Source organism: Microcoleus sp. Pol11C3 (assembly GCF_036701485.1).
In the GTDB taxonomy this organism is placed as follows: domain Bacteria; phylum Cyanobacteriota; class Cyanobacteriia; order Cyanobacteriales; family Microcoleaceae; genus Microcoleus.
The window spans coordinates 24,347-40,189 of the sequence record NZ_JAUBQW010000049.1 but is presented as its reverse complement, the minus strand read 5'-3'; the positions used below and the strand labels follow the sequence as shown (position 1 = coordinate 40,189).

Sequence of the window (15,843 nt, the reverse complement as noted above, 5' to 3'; positions counted from 1 at the left end):
TCAGAAGACAAGATTTGTTCCATCGGCTCGGGAGCGGTGGAATCGACGGTCAAACAAATAGATAGAAGGTTGAAAATATCTGGGGCTCAATGGTTGAAAAAAAATGTCAATCAAATGCTAAAACTTCGTTGTGCTTACCTCAACGACCTCTTAGCCATTTGAGGCTTTTGCAAAACCGGGATGCTCCCAACACAATCTGCGTTGGAGTAAAAAGGCGATGAGTGTTCATATTGGCACTTCAGGTTGGAGTTACGACCATTGGGAAGGTGTGCTTTATCCCCACCAGTTACCGCAGCGCTCTAGGCTTGATTGCTATATCCAGCACTATCAAACCGTCGAAGTTAATAGCACCTACTACCACTGGCCACCAAACACTACTTTCGCTAACTGGCAGCAGCGCCTTCCCCAAGGATTTCTGATGACCGTAAAAGCACCCCGTGGTCTAACGCACTCTAAGCGTCTTTACTCGCCAGAAAAGTGGTTGGAACGGATGAGTGAGGGACTTCAATGCCTGGGATCACGATTGGGTATTCTGCTCGTCCAACTCCCTCCCCAGTTCGGCTGCGATTTGGCCCGCCTAGCCTACTTTCTAGAACAGGTGCCCCCCTGGATCAAAGTAGCTGTCGAATTCCGACACCCAAGCTGGCACACAGAAGAGGTATTTTCGCTGTTGGAACGTGAAGGAGCTGCTTACTGTGTGATGAGCGGAGCGCACCTGCCGTGTATCCTGCGCGCAACGGGGTCATTCGTCTATGTGCGCCTCCACGGCCCCGACCCCAACTACCTCTACGGTGGCTCCTACTCGGATGATGATTTGCATTGGTGGGCCGATCGCATCCACGAGTGGGAAAGTCAGGGGCAAAGTGTGTTTGTCTACTTCAACAACGACGGAGAGGGAAATGCAGTGAGGAACGCTTCAAAGCTAAAAACCTTTGTGGAGAACGGTACTTAATGAGCGGCAAAGATTGACCATTCTTTTAGGCGCATTAAAAGGTGTTGACAAGTGAGCGTGGGCGTCGCAGCGATTGGTAATGACAAAAGAACTGCTACTTTTTATGGAGCGATCGCTCAGAAACTCGCGTGGGTTGTTCTAGGCCGCAGAACTTCGAGATTCAGCTCTAGTTTCTGTCCCAGCCACAAAGAATGTAGAGTATGGTCTGCCAGATCATCGCCTGTTTCGGGATGGACGAGAATATCTAACCCCTCGCGATGCAGCATTAACCAAGGAACGACTTTGCCAAATTGCGAGGGTAAAAATGCAATTTGATACATCGCTTGGGGGTGGGGGCCAATGGGTTTGTCATGCCAGCGCCCTAGTTGCACCTCAAACTGAGTCAATCCTTCGCGTACACGCGCGGCGGCATCGCGATTATCAAGGTTGAAGTAAATATGTGCGTGAAAACCAACAATTTCGATAGTGTCTTCTTTCATCATTTTCAGTGGGGTATTGAGCGGACATCTGCACAAAACGGCTGTTAATTTCAGGCTAACTTAGTGAACGCCACTTAAGAGGTGTGAGTTGCGGGCAGACAAGAGGCAGCGATGGCTACGCCCCGGCTTACGCCTACGCACTCTTCGGGATTTGGGGCATGGCGGGCGTGTTGGGGTTTGGGTTGGGTTATCCCATAATTGGGGTGTTGGTGGCGATCGGCAACAAGTTTGGAAATAGATTAGTCATCTCCTAAAAAGCAGGTTTTGAACAGGCAGGATGCCTGTTCCACAAGAATTATGGGAGATGTCTATTAGTCATGGTGACAAGAGAGTCCGCCAAGCTTGACACTCGCTTCCTTCCCGAACTTATGTTAACTGTGAATAAAAACTCGCACAAATTCTCTGCTTTCTTACCCATTCTAGCACTGGCTTTTGTGCTAACCCCTGCACTAGCTGGGATAGTTGAGCCAACATCTCTTTCCTGTTGGTTGTTTTGCCCATAAAAGCTATAACTAAAACAAACTTGCATCACTGAGTCGCACAATTGGACAGGAGGAGTAAGAAGGTCTTTGCGTTGGGAAGATGGCGTACAAACAAACATAGCTTGGGGATTCTTGGACGCGGCGGAGAAAAACCCTGCGAAGATACCAGCATTGATGGTGTCTTCGCTGTCAGATATGGGAGGCATCCTGGAACTTAAAAACGGATTTCTAAGACCCAACTGGAGAATCTGGCGAGCTAAAGTCAGCCGACTATTTCCTGCGTACAAGTACAAAATAAATCACTACACTGGCGAACGATATTCAGATTACAGCATAATTAGAGAAATGTTTACAGGGAAGAAGGAGGAATAGCACTCAATGCGAAAATTAAACAGTTCAAAGTTAGTCGCCTTACTAATTGGCACAGGAGTCATTTGTGGGCTTTTAGTAACATCAGTTAGCGCTCAAGCGAAACTCACAGAGCGATCGAAACTAGCAATTGATGGAATTGGGCCAATTCGGGTTGGTATGACAGTTGATGAAGCGTCAAAAGCAGGTGGGATAAGATTAATTAGAAGTAGGAGTGGTGATCTTAACGAATATCAGTGTTTCTACGTCCAACCAAAAGAAGAGCCAAAAGGAATTAGCTTTATGGTAACAAAGGGTCGCATTGCCAGAGTGGATATTAACAGCAAGCGCATTACCACCATCAGTGGAGCTAGAATCGGGGATCAGGAAAACAGAATTTTATCTTTATATCCAGGCCAAATTAAAGCAACACCTCATTCTTATGTAATCCGCCCATCTGACAATGGAAAATATCTAACTTTCGTCCCTAAAGATGCGGTGGACAAAAACTACCGGATAATTTTTGAGACTTGCAAAAATCGTGTAGATAGGTTCCGTTCGGGTAAACTTCCTGAAGTTGAGTATACAGAAGGCTGTTCGTAATAGGCTCAAAAAACTCTTAATCCTGTGACATCAACCTCAACAGCCGACAGCACTTTGGGTTCCATCTCGTAAAAATCATTCAGAACAAGCTTGGCATCGGGAAACACGAAATACTTTGTCAGCGTGCCGATGCGGTAATTGAACGCTTTGTAGTCGATCGCCCAATCCTTGAAATCTCGATTTCGATCGCCCGCAATAGCCAACAGATGTAAAAATAATTAGAGACTACTGAACATCAGTCCCAGTTAAAAAAAAGAATGCAACTGAAGCCCGTGCTCAAAACCCTCATAAAATCAGTGATTTCCCATTCTTTAATCTCAAATCACAAATCGAAAATAGCATGAGTCCCAGCTTGCGAACAGTCATTGCTACGAGGTATGTCACTCCCTTGCGCGAGGGCGGCTCGCTACCGGCGATCGTCGAAGCAGATGATGATGGTATGTACGTGCTCAAATTTCGCGGTGCGGGCCAGGGAGCCAAATCTCTGATCGCCGAGCTAGTGGCGGGAGAAATTGCTCGCGCCTCCGGGCTCCCAATCCCCGAACTCGTTTTTGTTGAAGTCGATCCCGAACTGGCTCGCACTGAGCCTGATCCGGAAATTCAAGATTTGATCCGAGCAAGTGCAGGCCTCAACCTCGCCCTCGACTATCTTCCGGGTTCCATCACCTTTGACCCGATAGCGGGGAAGTCCGATGCGGATCTCGCCTCAGAAATCGTCTGGTTCGATGCTTTTGTGACTAACATCGATCGCACGTCGCGCAATGCAAATATGCTGGTATGGCACCGCCGGCTTTGGCTGATCGATCACGGTGCAGCCCTCTACTTCCACCATACCTGGAAAGATTATCTCTCGCGCAGCCGCGATCGTTTTCCGCCAATCAAAGACCACGTTCTGCTGCGTTTTGCCAGTACGCTGGAAGTGGCAAATTCCAAGATGACTCAAAGGCTAACCCCGGACATCATTCGCAACATTGTTAAATTAATTCCTGATACTTGGCTGGTGGGAGATTCTCCTTTCAGCGATAGCAACCAACATCGGAATGCTTATATCGAGTACCTGCTAAATCGGCTAGAATCACCACATATTTTTTTGGAGGAGGCGATTAGTGCCCGATCGATTTCTGTATGATTACGCCATTATCCGCGTCGTTCCCAAAGTTGAGCGCGAGGAGTTTATCAACGTGGGGGCGATCATTTCCTGCGGTACGAAAAAATTCCTCGAAGCCCGTATCGAAATTGATGAACAGCGCTTGATGGCGATCGACTCAACGTTGGATCTGGAAATGATTCGCAATCACCTAGCAGTCATTCCCATCATTTGTGCAGGCGGCTCCGAATCTGGCGCGATCGGTCAACTTCCCCACAGAGAGCGCTTTCACTGGCTCGTAGCACCCCGCAGCACGATCGTTCAGACATCGCGGGTACATACTGGTTTTTGCCAGAATCTGCCGGGTGCGATCGAACACTTGCTCGATACAATGGTGCGATCGTCTTGCCGAAAACCATCTGTAAACGCTCGGTTGCTAGCGGTTGGAATTGACACTCACGAGATGCGATCGCACTCTAGTTAGCGTCAGCTTGTCGGTTAGATGCTGTTTTGAGCTTGGTGAGCGATCTATCGATTTCCGAAAACACTCAAAATATCCGAATTACTCATATCTCTCTTCTCGACCTCTGGGTGAATCTGTGTCAATCCCTTGTCATCTGCGGTTATTCTCTTTTTTTTACCGCAGATACAGGCAGATAAGTAGTAGTTCCGAATTAATTACACAATATTTCTCCTAAAACCCTTACCCAGCAAGGATTCTCCATGTAATTAATTTTGTGTGGTTACTTAAACACAGATTAACGCAGATGACTGGACGATGCTACCGGATTTGATATAAATATTTCTAAAGTCTTAACCACAGTTTCGCAAGGTAGAAAGATGATGCAAATTGAACCGACAAATATGACTTTCCCTCTCTGGGGTTTAGCAATTTTCATTTTGTGGACAATCGCCGTCGTTGTCTTGTTACTAGCAGTCAGGATTCGGCATCTATCTGCGGGCGGATCAGTAAAAGATTTCAGCACACAGAACGACGACAGCTTGCTTTGGCGACTATTTCGAGTACAATCCAACTTGATAGAAAACCTGCCTTTGTATTTGGGAGTTGTTTTTCTTCTAACCGTTCGGAGTGTTTCAGGAACAGCAGTAGATTTGCTGATTGTTGTGTACATCCTATTTCGGCTTGTACATTCAGTGATTCACATCGCTGGCTTCGATCCCAAGTTTCGGTTCTTCAGCTTAGTAATTCAGTTAAGCTGCTTGGTCGCCTTAACTATTATGGCAGTTTTCTAGTTGAGGAATTACGTAATTGAAAGCTATATAGAACCCATTTGACATCTTCTTGAGAACTCAAATGGGTTCTATATGGAAAGTTTCAGCCTAATAATAGTTGTAATGCTTAAGTTAAAACGCTCACAATAGCTTGGACGACCATCCTATTTTTTAGATTCTAGTTCTGCCATTGGGCACGACGATATGAACCAAATTCAATATCCTCTACGATTGTGGTTTCGATCTCTGGTCGCCAACCTAAATCTGTTTCAGCTCTTGTGCATGAAACCTGATTATGAATGGAGAAAAACGTCGTTAAAGACAACCCCCATGACTCAATGGCTTCTTCCTTCGACATTCCTTTTACAGGACAGCCGAGTAACCGAGCAATAGCTTCGGCGATCGCTTTAATGCTAATTCCTGATTCAGAAACTGCATGATATACAGCTCCCGCTTGCCCTTTCTCTAAAGCAAGTACATACAGTTTGGCAACATCATCTACATGAATGACGGAGTATTGGTAATCCCCTGGTTCAATAAAGCGTGCTACCCCTGCTTGTTGGGCATCCTGAATCAGAATGGGAAGAAACTGACTGCTACCGCGACCATAGACAAAAATCGGAAGACGTAAGGCAATACTACGAATGTTTTGGTGTGCTGCTTGCAGAATAGCCTGTTCAGCCGCTGCTCTAGAGGCTAGCGCATCTTTAGGAATAATGGTTTCACTGTCATCGATGATGCGATCGCCAGTATCTCCTAGCAATCCTGTCCCAGAAGTGGCAACAAAAGGTTTCCCCGATCCAGCCAAGGCATCGATAAACGTTGCAATAGCCGTTTGTTCCACTTTGACTGCTCCTTCAATATCACTAAAGTCGTGAATAAAGGCAGTGTGAATCACACCATCTGCTGCACGCGCCGCTTGGGCTAATGTTTCAGTGTCGCGTAGATTGCCGAACAGTGGTTCAATGCCCCGCTGCCTTAGTTTGTCAGCCGATGCTTCTGTTCTTGCCAAACCTACAACCGTATGCCCTGCGGCTTGCAACTGTTCACCCACCAATGAACCTACGTACCCCGTTGCACCTGTTAGAAAAACTTTCATCCTTGACTGCCTCATTCCGCGTGAGAGTGTGAATACAAAACCTTGTTTTCAACCTATCAGGCAGCTCAAACTAAAACCAGAGCGAACTTATACTGGTATTGACACTACTACCTTGAGGGCAACGGTTCAGCGATGGCAACGAGTAAGCCACATCTTAAAGAACTCGCCGATTTTCTAAAAACACGCCGCGATCGCCTGACCCCTGCGGATGTGGGCTTACCGAGTGGAACACGCCGTCGCACTCCTGGATTAAGGCGGGAAGAAGTGGCTCAACTGGTCAACGTCAGCACCACCTGGTACACCTTCTTGGAGCAAGGGCGTGACATTCGAGTGTCTGCCCAAGTATTAGAAAGTCTAGCTCAGGCTTTTCGATTAACATCAGAGGAGCGCACTCATTTATTTATGTTGGCGTTACAGCAATTACCGCCAGAAATTCCGCATGGCAAGAGTACGGTTAGCCCGGCGATTCAGCGCATGTTGGATCATCTAGCCATCTGCCCAGCTTATGTGGTGGGATACCGGTTTGATATTCTGGCCTGGAATCAACCTGCTTGTGCCTTGTTTGGCGACTTTAGCAGGATGACAACCCGTGAGCGTAATACAATCTGGTATTTCTTCACTAATACTGCTCATCGTCAGATGCTTTTGAATTGGGAAGGACAGGCTCATTTGATGCTGGCACGGTTTCGTAGTATAAGTGGGCGTTACCTGGGAGATGTTGAACTCATTGAGTTAGCAGAAGATTTGAAAAAAGTCAGCCCTGAATTTCGGCAGTGGTGGTCACAACACGAAGTTGAATCAAAGCTTGAAGGTTTCAAGTCATATGAACATCCCATCGTAGGACATTTGGTGTTTGAATACGTTTTATTTCAACTTACAGAAGCACCAGAATTAACGCTCATAGTCTATACTCCTTTGCCTGAATCTGGTACAGTCGAGCGACTCCAGCAATTGAAAACCCTGATGTTGAAAACCTAGAAAAACTGGTTAAGTTGATTAATCACGGGGCGACGCAGCACAACAATTCGTTGGAGCGGCGAATAGAGCTTCTTTGCTGCATTTTAGGCTGATGTATTGCCGCTAAACTCTGCCCTTAGACTGAGTAAAGTTGCTAGTTAACAAAGGTTTCTGTCGAAATTACTCAAGCTACAGAATGCGACAAATTTCTGAATGCTCCTTTATCAGGCGTAGAGAGACAGATCAGTTTGCCCTGATGTTTCTCGGTAATGATTCGATAGCTCATGGACATCCCCATTCCAGTTCCTTTGCCGACAGGTTTTGTGGTGAAGAAGGGTAAGCCTTCCCACTTGCAGCCATTCTTGAGTTGATAGAGGATGCCATCGATGATCTCCCGCTTCGTCCAATCACAGGGTCGTGTCCGTTTCTTCTGCGGTAATATCTGAGGCAACAGCGGTTCCAGAAGTCCCCATTCGGCGTCAGTGAGACTGCTGGAATATGTCATAGCAAATGAATTAGAGGGTTGTAGGTGTCTTAATTTAATATGATAAAGATATCAAATGGGTTCTATATAGTAGGGTTCGTCAGGGGCAAAGCTTAATTGCTTCTTACACCACGTAAGTCAGACGCACCTTACAAGTCGATCGCCCCTGTGACATTAATGCCTATGATTTGGCTAACTAATCGAAGTTTATGAACAGAATCTATCGTGCGCTCGCTCTGATTTTAATTGTATTAGGCTGCATTACTTTTGTTTTAGTTCAGACACCGCAATCAGCCTTAACCGTGCCACCTCCAGTGCAGGAATCTCCGCGACGCGGAGGAGATGTCGCCCAGACAGTTAATTTTGGACGGCACTTTCAAGAGCTAGGTGTTGAAGGCTCGATCGCAATTTACGATTTGAATAGCGATCGGCTTTATCAACACAACCCGCAACGTAATGAGACAGCTTTTTTACCCGCATCTACATTTAAAATTCTCAACTCTCTGATTTCTTTAGAAACAGGGGTGATTTCAAATGAGATTGCCGTCCTAACTTGGGATGGAATTCAAAGGCAAATTCCCGCATGGAATCGAGACTTGAATATGAGAGAAGCCATCAAACTTTCCGCTGTTTGGTTTTACCAAGTTCTCGCCCGCCGAGTCGGACACGAGCAAATGCAACAATGGGTAGCTAAAGTCGGTTATGGCAACCAAAAAATCGGTAACAAAGACGATATTGACAAATTCTGGTTAGAGGGAGAACTGCGAATCACACCCAAGGAGCAAATTCAATTTCTCCGCCGTCTCTACAAAAATGACTTACCCTTCTCCGAGCGATCGCAGTCTCTGGTTAAAGACATCATAATTGTTGAACAAACTCCCGATTACACAATTAGAGCCAAAACAGGATGGGCAAATTTTGGAGAACAAACAAAGCCTCAAATTGGCTGGTATGTAGGTTATTTAGAAAAGGATAAAAATGTTTACTTTTTTGCTACAAACATTGACATCCGCAACAAAAATGACGCATCTGCCCGAATCGAGTTAACGCGCCGTTGCTTCAAAGATATGGCGCTGCTGTAAGTGCGTTTGCATTCTTTTTTGATGAGTTATAATACCCATTCCAAAAACTCTCAATACATATACATTATATGCAAGTATCTGTAGGGAAAGGGCAATGCCGTTTCCAGCGCGGTCAGGATCAACTTTTAATAATTGTTATAAGATTGATGTTAAAACTTAACTGTTAAGTTTCCGCAATACCGCTGACAACTGCTGTATCAAAAGGCTAAGCTAGCTGCAAGCTTTAACTTCCAAGCTAGGGATGAACGGCAGCCAATTTCACTCGCCTTTTAACTATGGCACAAGAATTAGCAATAGACACTCGCGGACTTACCAAACAATTCGATCGCCATATTGCGGTTAATGAGATCGACTTGCAAGTCGCCGCAGGCGAAATCTGCGGGCTCATCGGCCCTAACGGTGCCGGCAAAACTACCTTGCTGCGAATGTTGGCCTCCGCTGAAGAACCGACTACAGGGGAAATTTACATCAACGGCAACCGCTTGTTGCGCGATCGATCCAACCCCACTCTCAAACAGCGCATCGGCTTTCTTCCCGACGATTTTCCGCTTTACGACGACCTGAATGTTTGGGATTATTTAGATTACTTTGCCCGACTCTACAACTTGCGACAGCCCCGCCGCCGAGAGCGCATTTGTGAAGTTTTAGAACTCATGCAATTGACCAACAAACGCAACAGCTTAATTTCCACTCTTTCGCGGGGGATGAAGCAGCGGCTGAGTTTGGGGCGAACTATTATCCACGAACCGCTTTTGCTGCTTTTAGACGAGCCGGTTTCCGGTTTAGATCCGATCGCGCGATCGCAATTCCGCGAAATTATCAAAGCTTTGCAACAAGCCGGCATGACCGTAGTCATATCGTCTCACGTTCTCAGCGATTTAGCGGAACTTTGCACTTGGGTGGGAATTATGGAACTCGGTTATCTTGTGGAAAGCGCCCCTTTGCAAGAACTTTATAAACGCCTCGGCAAACAGCAAATTTTCCTGTCAACTTTGGGTAATCTAGAAGCACTGACATCCGAACTCAAAAACTTTCCTTGGGTAGAAAGTTGGGAAATACTGCCGGAAACTCAGCAGGTGTGCGTTCATTTTTCAGGAAGCCGGGAAGATGCCGCGGATTTATTGCGATCGCTTGTCAACGCCAACATTCCCATTACAGAATTTCACTGCACTCAAGAAGACTTAGAAACAATTTTCCTCAAGATGGGACACAAACAAGCATCTTAAATAAATCTCCCGATTTCTAATTTTTCACTCACCACTCAAAACAATTATTTATGAGACTCAACTTGCTAGACCAAATCGGTAACTGGAATTCCCAGTTATTTCGAGAACTCAAAGGCCGCCTGAAAATGGGAAAGGAGATCGCCGGCGTCTTTTCCCTCTGTCTTCAACTGGTGCTGTTCTTCTCTCTGCGCGCCCAGATACCAGTTGCCCCTCCTGCCGATAAGTACACTTACTCGATTCCTGCCAGTAAGTACACTTCCTCGATCTACAACAGATTTTGCACTGAATTGGAGAGAGATCTTAACCTGACAAAGTGCATCAGAGATGCGACGGGAAACTTTACCATTAACTGGCAGAATTGGTGGCTAGAAATGTTCGTTTGGCTGAGCATATGTAGCACGATCGTGCTATTAGTAGTAGGCACTTATATGCTCATCAGCGACCTAGACCAAGAGGAACGCCGAGGCACCCTCAACTTTATTCGCCTCAGTCCCCAGTCTGCCACCACAATTTTTATCGGCAAAATTCTCGGCGTCCCAATTTTAGTGTATCTCGCAGTAATTCTGGCTGTACCGCTGCACATCTACAGTGGATTAAGCGCTCACATACCTCTGCATCATATTTTATGTTTCGACATAGCAATGGTAGGTAGCTGTGCTTTATTCTACAGCAGCGCGATGCTCTTTGGCTTAACAACCAGTTGGTTGGGAGGGTTTCAACCTTGGTTGGCTAGCGCTGTGGTTTTGGGTTTTATTACCGCAGCTTTTAATATGCAGTTAAACAGCAATGCTGGTGACTTGCTAACATTTTTGTCTCCGGCTGCTGTCCTGAGATACTTAGTTTCTCAAATTACTGAAGCCCAGAATCCAGACCTTAACTGGTTAGTTAAAAATTTCGATCGTCTGCAATGGTTTCATTTGCCGATCAGCCAATACCTTGTGTCTTGTACTGCTTTATCTATCTTGATTTGTGGGGTTGTAACCTATTGGATGTGGCAGGGATGGCAGCGCCGCTTTCCCAACCCCACGACCACTGTTTTTAGCAAGCGGCAAAGTTATTTGCTAGTCATGTGCTGTCAGCCAATAATTTTAGGGTTTGCACTCCAATCCAACATCACAATCAACGGCAATATCATCTGGTTATTGCTCCTAAATTTGCTGTTGTTTTTAGGTATAATTGCTGCTTTGACTCCTGAAAGACAAGCTTTGTACGATTGGGCGAGGTATCGAAAACAAATCGTTCGCAGCAATCATAAATTGTGGCGCCGCTACCCCATCCTCGATTCCATTTGGAGCGAAAAAAGTCCGGCATCAGTTGCGCTAGCCATCAATCTCCTCAGTTCAACACTGATTTTAACACCTTTGATGCTGCCGAATCCCCAAGTCTTTTTTTGCATGATCCTCTTCGTGAATCTCATCCTGATTTACGCCGCCGTCACCCAGCTATTCCTATTTACAAAAACCCGAAATCAGGAAATTTGGGCAGCGTGTACAGTCGGAGGCGCTCTCTTTTTGCCGCCAATGATTTTATCTATGCTTTCCCTCACGGCTGAAAAAGCTCCTTTAATTTGGCTGTCTTCAGTATTTCCGGTCTTTGACCCTTGGTCAGCCGTGGGCAGCGCGTCAACACATACCATTTTTCTCTCGATGCTCGGCCAGTGGACTGTCTTGGTGCTGCTGAACTTGAGATTGACGCGGCAACTCAGACTCGCAGGCGAATCAGCCTCTAAAGCTCTGCTGAAGGCCTGAAAAGAGAATAATGCAGCCCGCCCCGATCGCAAATCCCCATCGCGATCGGGGCGAGTTGATGTAAATTAGACTTGCATGGCATTCATTCACTGTCAATTCTTAAAATTATCTGCGTTTATCTGTGTTTCTCTGCTTTACATCTGCGGTTGACCGACTCTATCAAAGATTTATGCAATTACGTAGATTGTTCGTGAAAGATTGTGCCAAAACCCGCCCATACAGCAATTCAGCTATCCGCTAACTCTACTTCCGACCGGGCCACTGAGTAGGCTGATTTAAAGCAGAAATTAGAATTCGCAAAAACGCCAGCGGCTCGGCTAACGGTGAGAGCTAAAATACCAATTTATTCGATACCTGAGTTCCAGCGTAGGAAGCCGAGTCTTTTAAATCTTTTAGGACTTACACAAGTGGCACATATAGCAATCCTAAATGATTATACTCGTTACCAGGAAGAGCCTGGTAACGCATACCCGGAGGAAGAGCCTCCATACTCTGGGCCGAGGCTCTTCCTTGCTTACATCGATTCCCAGGCAGAACCTGGGAACCAGTTAACCAGTTATTGAAACTGATGCGAGGATTGCTATATGTTCCCAGTAACTCACAGTAGCGGATGAGTTGGGTCTGAGCAAGCAAGCAGCAAACTTGCTTGATATTATGCCCCTGCATAAATTCAATCCACCGAGCAATTTCTGCATCGCCGTATCCTGGTCTGGCTGCACCAAACACAATTAATTCATTCTCTGAAGCCGCAGCGAATTTGTGCATACTGTTTTCAATATTTTTACTTATAATTAAGAAAGACGCACAAATCCCGAATAAACAGTGAAAAACAAGAGTTCGATCGCTTTAATGAACTGGCTGCAACCCAAACCAGAAACCGTTTTGTTATGCGACTCAATTGCAGCAGCTTCTGACATGGCATTCATGCTCAACGGTGAGTGGGATGGGTGCAATAGTTTGGTGCTCTCTAAATCCGACAAGGTAGCAATTGAAGCAGCCGCTAGTTTGCTGGAGACATCGTGGTGCTACCAAAATACTTGCGAACCAGTTTTAATTCGGCTGGAAGTTGAGGAATTGCTGCGCCGTTATGCGATTGGAGACAGGTTTTTTATTAATGCTAACTTGCGATGCGCGCAATTGAGCCAACTTTGCTTGGAAAACATTGATTTGAGTTATGCTAAATTAAATTTGGCTAACCTCAGCGACACTAATTTAAGCAAAGCCAACTTAATGGCAGCACAGATGCCAGCAGCAAATTTGAGTGGCAGCAATTTGAGTAAATCGCAACTTGTGAGGGCGAATTTATCAGGAGCAAATTTATCGGATGCTAATCTGAAAGGTGCCGATCTGAGTTATGCAGATTTAAGCAATGTTTGCTTAACAGGTGCTGACTTAAAAGGTGCAAATTTAGCGAGAACAGACTTAAGAAAAACAAGCTTAGATGGAGCGATCTTTGAGTAAAATTAATAGCTGTATCCGGGAATGGCAGGAGTTCCATCCCACAAAAGAAACATCAAAGGCTCTCGCTGGCGTTTTCTTAATACGCGACTTATTAAAAAATTCGGAAACAGAGTATTAATCATGATTCATACTTTCGGCCGCGCCACTGAGTAGGCTGATTTAAAGCAGAAATGAGAATTCGCAAAAACGCCAGCGGATCGGCCAAAGGTGACAGCCAAAACAGCCATTTACCCGATGCCCCGGTTGTATCGTAGGAAGGTGCGATCGCCAAACACAAAGCCGATCGCACTGCAACCAAAAATACATTCAATCCCAACAGCCAAAAGTGCGGAAATACTGCCACCGCAGGCAGCAAACCAGAGAACAAATACCACAATACGATCGGCACCGGCAAACCTTGAACCGCCAACAACAGCCACAAATCGCCCCAAATTTGAGCGCGAGAAGCAGCATCTTTCAAATCCAGCGATCGCCCCCACTCATTCCAAGTCTCGATCGCCCCCTCATACATCCGCACCTGCAACACCTTAGCCCCATCCAAAAAGCCCACCTTAAAGCCCTTAGCAGCCGCATAGCGAGCCAAGGTTACATCATCGCAAAAAGAACCTTTTGCGACTTCATAGCCCCCTAATGCCACCAAAACCTCGCGCTTACAGAGAAAACACTGACCGTTCGCCATCACCCGTTCCGGCACATCCCCGCCAGTCCCCGTCGGCCCAAACCGATAAACCAAAGTCATTAACAAAGCAGGTTGCAGCCACAACTCCCCCGGATACTTGAGGATAAACTGCGGCGACAGCGAAATCAAATCGTAATTTCCAGCTTTCGCCGTTTTGAGTAAACTCGCAATCAAACCCGGATGCGGCACAGTATCCGCATCTATCCCCAAAATCCACTCGCACTTCTCGGAACTTGCCAAAAAACCTGCATTCAGCGCCCACGGACGCCCTACCCAGCCCGCCGGCAGCGGATCGTCGTTAATCAACCGAAACCGGGGGTCTTTTTGTGCCGCTGCTTTGACTAAATCTCCGGTTCCGTCTACCGAATAGCTGTCAACCACAATCACTTCTCGGAGTTCGTAACTTTGGCGGCTCAATCCTTCTAAACAAGGCGAAATTCGATCGGCTTCGTTCAAAGTCGGTACTACCGCAGTACAAGCACCCAAAAAATCCAGCGTTGGCGAATCGGGTTCCAGGGGCGGGATGCGCGATGGGCCTTTAATCAGACGCGACATAAGAATGGCTGCGGCGGGCAATTGCAGCAGCAGGAATGCGACAGCGATGATACTTGTCAGCGGTTGGGAGAACAGGTGAGGGGCGATCGGGAAAACCATACTATTGAAGAATTGAAGAATTGGGAATGAGTTACTGGCTATGGGTTGGGAGCTTATTTACAGTTCATTTTTTTGGTAACTAATATCAATTAAAAAGATTTAATAAAATTTTGACCTCAAACATATTACAGGAATTGCGAATGAAAAAATCGCCGCTGAAAAACCCGGTTTCTACAAGAAACCGGGTTTTTAAACTAGCTCAAAACTTAGTGTAAATTTTTGCTAAATCAGCCACAGTTGCTCGCTAGCAACTCACTTACGCAAAACGCCCACGGGCTGAGGTGGAATTTCAGCCGTGATAACAGATGTATCCAAAGACGGCATTGTTTCGGTTACGTCACCTGCTGCGGGTTTCGCGATCCAGCTTAACGCGATCGCCGGAACTACACCCAGAAGCACCGCTAGCGATGTCGGGAACCAGAACCGAGAATCCAACGAAGTTACAGTGATAATTGCTCCGAAAGCAAAGTTTACCAAATAAACAATTAAGGGCAAACCCAATTCCGATCGCTCTAATTTAATCGGTGTTTTTCTCCACAAGAAAGCTGCTACAGACATAAATAGCGCCCCCGTACCCATCCAGCCAGCCAAATTGCGGTAAGGCATCCCAAAGAAAGCCCCAAGTTCCTCAAACTCCCAAAAAGGCACAGAAGTTTGACTCATCGCCGGATCTAGTACAAAATCCCAAGCTGTTAGCAGCAAAGCACCAAGGGCGATCGCCCCTATTTGGCGCACCCAGTTTAGTTCGCCTTTACCGCCAGCTACTCCAGCGCGAGCAATTACATAGGAAACCAGTCCCAGATAAAACCACGAGAGGGGAATTGTAAACGGAACCAGCCCTGCAATTTTGTAGCCCAAACCGCTCAAATAATGGTAGTTGCCGAAGGGAAAACCCGTACTCGTTCCCAACAACTCGCTACTCAAGGACAAAAACACAGAAGGCAGTAAAAAAGCCAGAGTTGCACCCCAACCCAACGTCCGCAAGGAATAGAGAGCAACTGCTGCTGCACCAAAGATGATATAAACTACTCCACCCCCAGCCATCCCCCACTGGAATAGCGTTTGCCCTGCTGGTGGCAAACTCATCACCAATTCGGGACGGGGTAAAATCAGCAGCAACCCTGCCAATCCAAAAGCCATTGACAAGACGTGGGCAATTAGGCAAAAGCGCTCAGCAATCAAAAGTTGCTTCATGGGACTCCTCGAAAAAATATTAGATGCGGAAAGCACTGCTTAACAGTTTACAATTTTTAACAAAAAATCAAGCAT

General features: G+C 46.3%; 19 protein-coding genes and 1 pseudogene. 12 read left to right on the top strand and 8 right to left on the bottom strand.

Going from position 1 to position 15,843, the window contains the following annotated elements:
- Both QUA40_RS13590 and QUA40_RS13585 read left to right on the top strand, forming a co-directional pair.
- Window positions 1-162, top strand: a pseudogene (locus QUA40_RS13590) (ISKra4 family transposase); the annotation flags it as partial.
- 55 nt (window positions 163-217) lie between these two features.
- Window positions 218-952: a DUF72 domain-containing protein gene (locus QUA40_RS13585; protein WP_333126452.1), complete on the top strand. Its 735-nt coding sequence runs from the start codon at window positions 218-220 to the stop codon at window positions 950-952.
- Between the two features lie 116 nt (window positions 953-1,068).
- On the opposite strand, the gene QUA40_RS13580 is transcribed toward QUA40_RS13585, so the two are convergent.
- Complete coding sequence (locus QUA40_RS13580; RefSeq protein WP_333126450.1) at window positions 1,069-1,434, bottom strand: DOPA 4,5-dioxygenase family protein; 366 nt, start codon at window positions 1,432-1,434, stop codon at window positions 1,069-1,071.
- 80 nt (window positions 1,435-1,514) lie between these two features.
- On the opposite strand from QUA40_RS13580, the gene QUA40_RS13575 reads away from it, so the two are divergent.
- Window positions 1,515-1,685 carry a hypothetical protein gene (locus QUA40_RS13575; protein WP_333126447.1) on the top strand — a complete coding sequence of 57 codons (171 nt, stop codon included), beginning with the start codon at window positions 1,515-1,517 and terminating at the stop codon, window positions 1,683-1,685.
- A gap of 41 nt (window positions 1,686-1,726) precedes the next feature.
- Here QUA40_RS13575 and QUA40_RS13570 read toward each other — a convergent pair whose 3' ends face one another.
- Complete coding sequence (locus QUA40_RS13570; RefSeq protein ID WP_333126444.1) at window positions 1,727-2,119, bottom strand: hypothetical protein; 393 nt, start codon at window positions 2,117-2,119, stop codon at window positions 1,727-1,729.
- A gap of 172 nt (window positions 2,120-2,291) precedes the next feature.
- Between QUA40_RS13570 and QUA40_RS13565 the strand changes: the two genes are divergently transcribed.
- Entirely contained in the window at window positions 2,292-2,864 is a 573-nt protein-coding gene (locus QUA40_RS13565; protein WP_333126441.1) for a hypothetical protein, read from the top strand.
- Window positions 2,865-2,869: 5 nt separating this feature from the next.
- Here the strand turns inward: QUA40_RS13565 and QUA40_RS13560 are convergent, their stop codons facing one another.
- Window positions 2,870-3,067, bottom strand: a complete 198-nt coding sequence (locus QUA40_RS13560; RefSeq protein WP_333126438.1) for a hypothetical protein — start codon at window positions 3,065-3,067, stop codon at window positions 2,870-2,872.
- Window positions 3,068-3,204: 137 nt separating this feature from the next.
- Between QUA40_RS13560 and QUA40_RS13555 the strand changes: the two genes are divergently transcribed.
- The 3 genes from QUA40_RS13555 (at window position 3,205) to QUA40_RS13545 (ending at window position 5,205) form a co-directional block, all read left to right on the top strand.
- Window positions 3,205-3,993: a HipA family kinase gene (locus tag QUA40_RS13555; protein WP_333126436.1), complete on the top strand. Its 789-nt coding sequence runs from the start codon at window positions 3,205-3,207 to the stop codon at window positions 3,991-3,993.
- On the top strand, window positions 3,971-4,435 hold the full coding sequence (locus tag QUA40_RS13550; protein ID WP_333126433.1) for a DUF3037 domain-containing protein: 465 nt from the start codon (window positions 3,971-3,973) through the stop codon (window positions 4,433-4,435). Before QUA40_RS13555 ends, QUA40_RS13550 begins: the two co-directional genes overlap by 23 nt.
- 356 nt (window positions 4,436-4,791) lie before the next feature.
- Complete coding sequence (locus QUA40_RS13545; protein WP_333126429.1) at window positions 4,792-5,205, top strand: MAPEG family protein; 414 nt, start codon at window positions 4,792-4,794, stop codon at window positions 5,203-5,205.
- Between the two features lie 157 nt (window positions 5,206-5,362).
- On the opposite strand, the gene QUA40_RS13540 is transcribed toward QUA40_RS13545, so the two are convergent.
- Window positions 5,363-6,283, bottom strand: a complete 921-nt coding sequence (locus QUA40_RS13540) for an SDR family oxidoreductase (protein WP_333126426.1) — start codon at window positions 6,281-6,283, stop codon at window positions 5,363-5,365.
- Between the two features lie 132 nt (window positions 6,284-6,415).
- On the opposite strand from QUA40_RS13540, the gene QUA40_RS13535 reads away from it, so the two are divergent.
- Window positions 6,416-7,261: a helix-turn-helix transcriptional regulator gene (locus QUA40_RS13535; protein ID WP_333126422.1), complete on the top strand. Its 846-nt coding sequence runs from the start codon at window positions 6,416-6,418 to the stop codon at window positions 7,259-7,261.
- Between the two features lie 163 nt (window positions 7,262-7,424).
- On the opposite strand, the gene QUA40_RS13530 is transcribed toward QUA40_RS13535, so the two are convergent.
- Window positions 7,425-7,745, bottom strand: coding sequence for a transposase (locus QUA40_RS13530; RefSeq protein ID WP_333126419.1), 321 nt, complete (start codon window positions 7,743-7,745; stop codon window positions 7,425-7,427).
- Between the two features lie 188 nt (window positions 7,746-7,933).
- On the opposite strand from QUA40_RS13530, the gene blaOXA reads away from it, so the two are divergent.
- From blaOXA to QUA40_RS13515, 3 genes are all read left to right on the top strand, one after another.
- Complete coding sequence (gene blaOXA / locus QUA40_RS13525; protein ID WP_333126416.1) at window positions 7,934-8,806, top strand: class D beta-lactamase; 873 nt, start codon at window positions 7,934-7,936, stop codon at window positions 8,804-8,806.
- A 275-nt stretch (window positions 8,807-9,081) separates the two neighbouring features.
- Window positions 9,082-10,032: an ABC transporter ATP-binding protein gene (locus tag QUA40_RS13520; RefSeq protein ID WP_333126413.1), complete on the top strand. Its 951-nt coding sequence runs from the start codon at window positions 9,082-9,084 to the stop codon at window positions 10,030-10,032.
- A 50-nt stretch (window positions 10,033-10,082) separates the two neighbouring features.
- A complete protein-coding gene (locus tag QUA40_RS13515; RefSeq protein WP_333126410.1) occupies window positions 10,083-11,780 on the top strand; it encodes a hypothetical protein in 1,698 nt (565 codons plus the stop codon).
- 399 nt (window positions 11,781-12,179) lie between these two features.
- On the opposite strand, the gene QUA40_RS13510 is transcribed toward QUA40_RS13515, so the two are convergent.
- Complete coding sequence (locus QUA40_RS13510; RefSeq protein ID WP_333126407.1) at window positions 12,180-12,545, bottom strand: hypothetical protein; 366 nt, start codon at window positions 12,543-12,545, stop codon at window positions 12,180-12,182.
- A gap of 57 nt (window positions 12,546-12,602) precedes the next feature.
- Between QUA40_RS13510 and QUA40_RS13505 the strand changes: the two genes are divergently transcribed.
- Window positions 12,603-13,241, top strand: coding sequence for a pentapeptide repeat-containing protein (locus QUA40_RS13505; protein ID WP_333126404.1), 639 nt, complete (start codon window positions 12,603-12,605; stop codon window positions 13,239-13,241).
- Between the two features lie 118 nt (window positions 13,242-13,359).
- Here QUA40_RS13505 and cruG read toward each other — a convergent pair whose 3' ends face one another.
- Window positions 13,360-14,574, bottom strand: coding sequence for a 2'-O-glycosyltransferase CruG (gene cruG / locus QUA40_RS13500; protein ID WP_333126401.1), 1,215 nt, complete (start codon window positions 14,572-14,574; stop codon window positions 13,360-13,362).
- A gap of 252 nt (window positions 14,575-14,826) precedes the next feature.
- Complete coding sequence (cruF, locus tag QUA40_RS13495; protein WP_333126398.1) at window positions 14,827-15,768, bottom strand: gamma-carotene 1'-hydroxylase CruF; 942 nt, start codon at window positions 15,766-15,768, stop codon at window positions 14,827-14,829.
- Window positions 15,769-15,843: the final 75 nt, after the last annotated feature.

Excerpts from the sequence above, each read along its gene's own strand:
- QUA40_RS13585 (WP_333126452.1), top strand. The coding sequence starts at position 218 with ATGAGTGTTCATATTGGCACTTCAGGTTGGAGTTACGACCATTGGGAA.
- QUA40_RS13580 (WP_333126450.1), bottom strand. The coding sequence starts at position 1,434 with ATGATGAAAGAAGACACTATCGAAATTGTTGGTTTTCACGCACATATT.
- QUA40_RS13570 (WP_333126444.1), bottom strand. The coding sequence starts at position 2,119 with ATGCCTCCCATATCTGACAGCGAAGACACCATCAATGCTGGTATCTTC.
- QUA40_RS13565 (WP_333126441.1), top strand. The coding sequence starts at position 2,292 with ATGCGAAAATTAAACAGTTCAAAGTTAGTCGCCTTACTAATTGGCACA.
- QUA40_RS13555 (WP_333126436.1), top strand. The coding sequence starts at position 3,205 with ATGAGTCCCAGCTTGCGAACAGTCATTGCTACGAGGTATGTCACTCCC.
- QUA40_RS13545 (WP_333126429.1), top strand. The coding sequence starts at position 4,792 with ATGATGCAAATTGAACCGACAAATATGACTTTCCCTCTCTGGGGTTTA.
- QUA40_RS13540 (WP_333126426.1), bottom strand. The coding sequence starts at position 6,283 with ATGAAAGTTTTTCTAACAGGTGCAACGGGGTACGTAGGTTCATTGGTG.
- QUA40_RS13535 (WP_333126422.1), top strand. The coding sequence starts at position 6,416 with ATGGCAACGAGTAAGCCACATCTTAAAGAACTCGCCGATTTTCTAAAA.
- QUA40_RS13530 (WP_333126419.1), bottom strand. The coding sequence starts at position 7,745 with ATGACATATTCCAGCAGTCTCACTGACGCCGAATGGGGACTTCTGGAA.
- blaOXA (WP_333126416.1), top strand. The coding sequence starts at position 7,934 with ATGAACAGAATCTATCGTGCGCTCGCTCTGATTTTAATTGTATTAGGC.
- QUA40_RS13520 (WP_333126413.1), top strand. The coding sequence starts at position 9,082 with ATGGCACAAGAATTAGCAATAGACACTCGCGGACTTACCAAACAATTC.
- QUA40_RS13515 (WP_333126410.1), top strand. The coding sequence starts at position 10,083 with ATGAGACTCAACTTGCTAGACCAAATCGGTAACTGGAATTCCCAGTTA.
- QUA40_RS13510 (WP_333126407.1), bottom strand. The coding sequence starts at position 12,545 with ATGCACAAATTCGCTGCGGCTTCAGAGAATGAATTAATTGTGTTTGGT.
- cruG (WP_333126401.1), bottom strand. The coding sequence starts at position 14,574 with ATGGTTTTCCCGATCGCCCCTCACCTGTTCTCCCAACCGCTGACAAGT.
- cruF (WP_333126398.1), bottom strand. The coding sequence starts at position 15,768 with ATGAAGCAACTTTTGATTGCTGAGCGCTTTTGCCTAATTGCCCACGTC.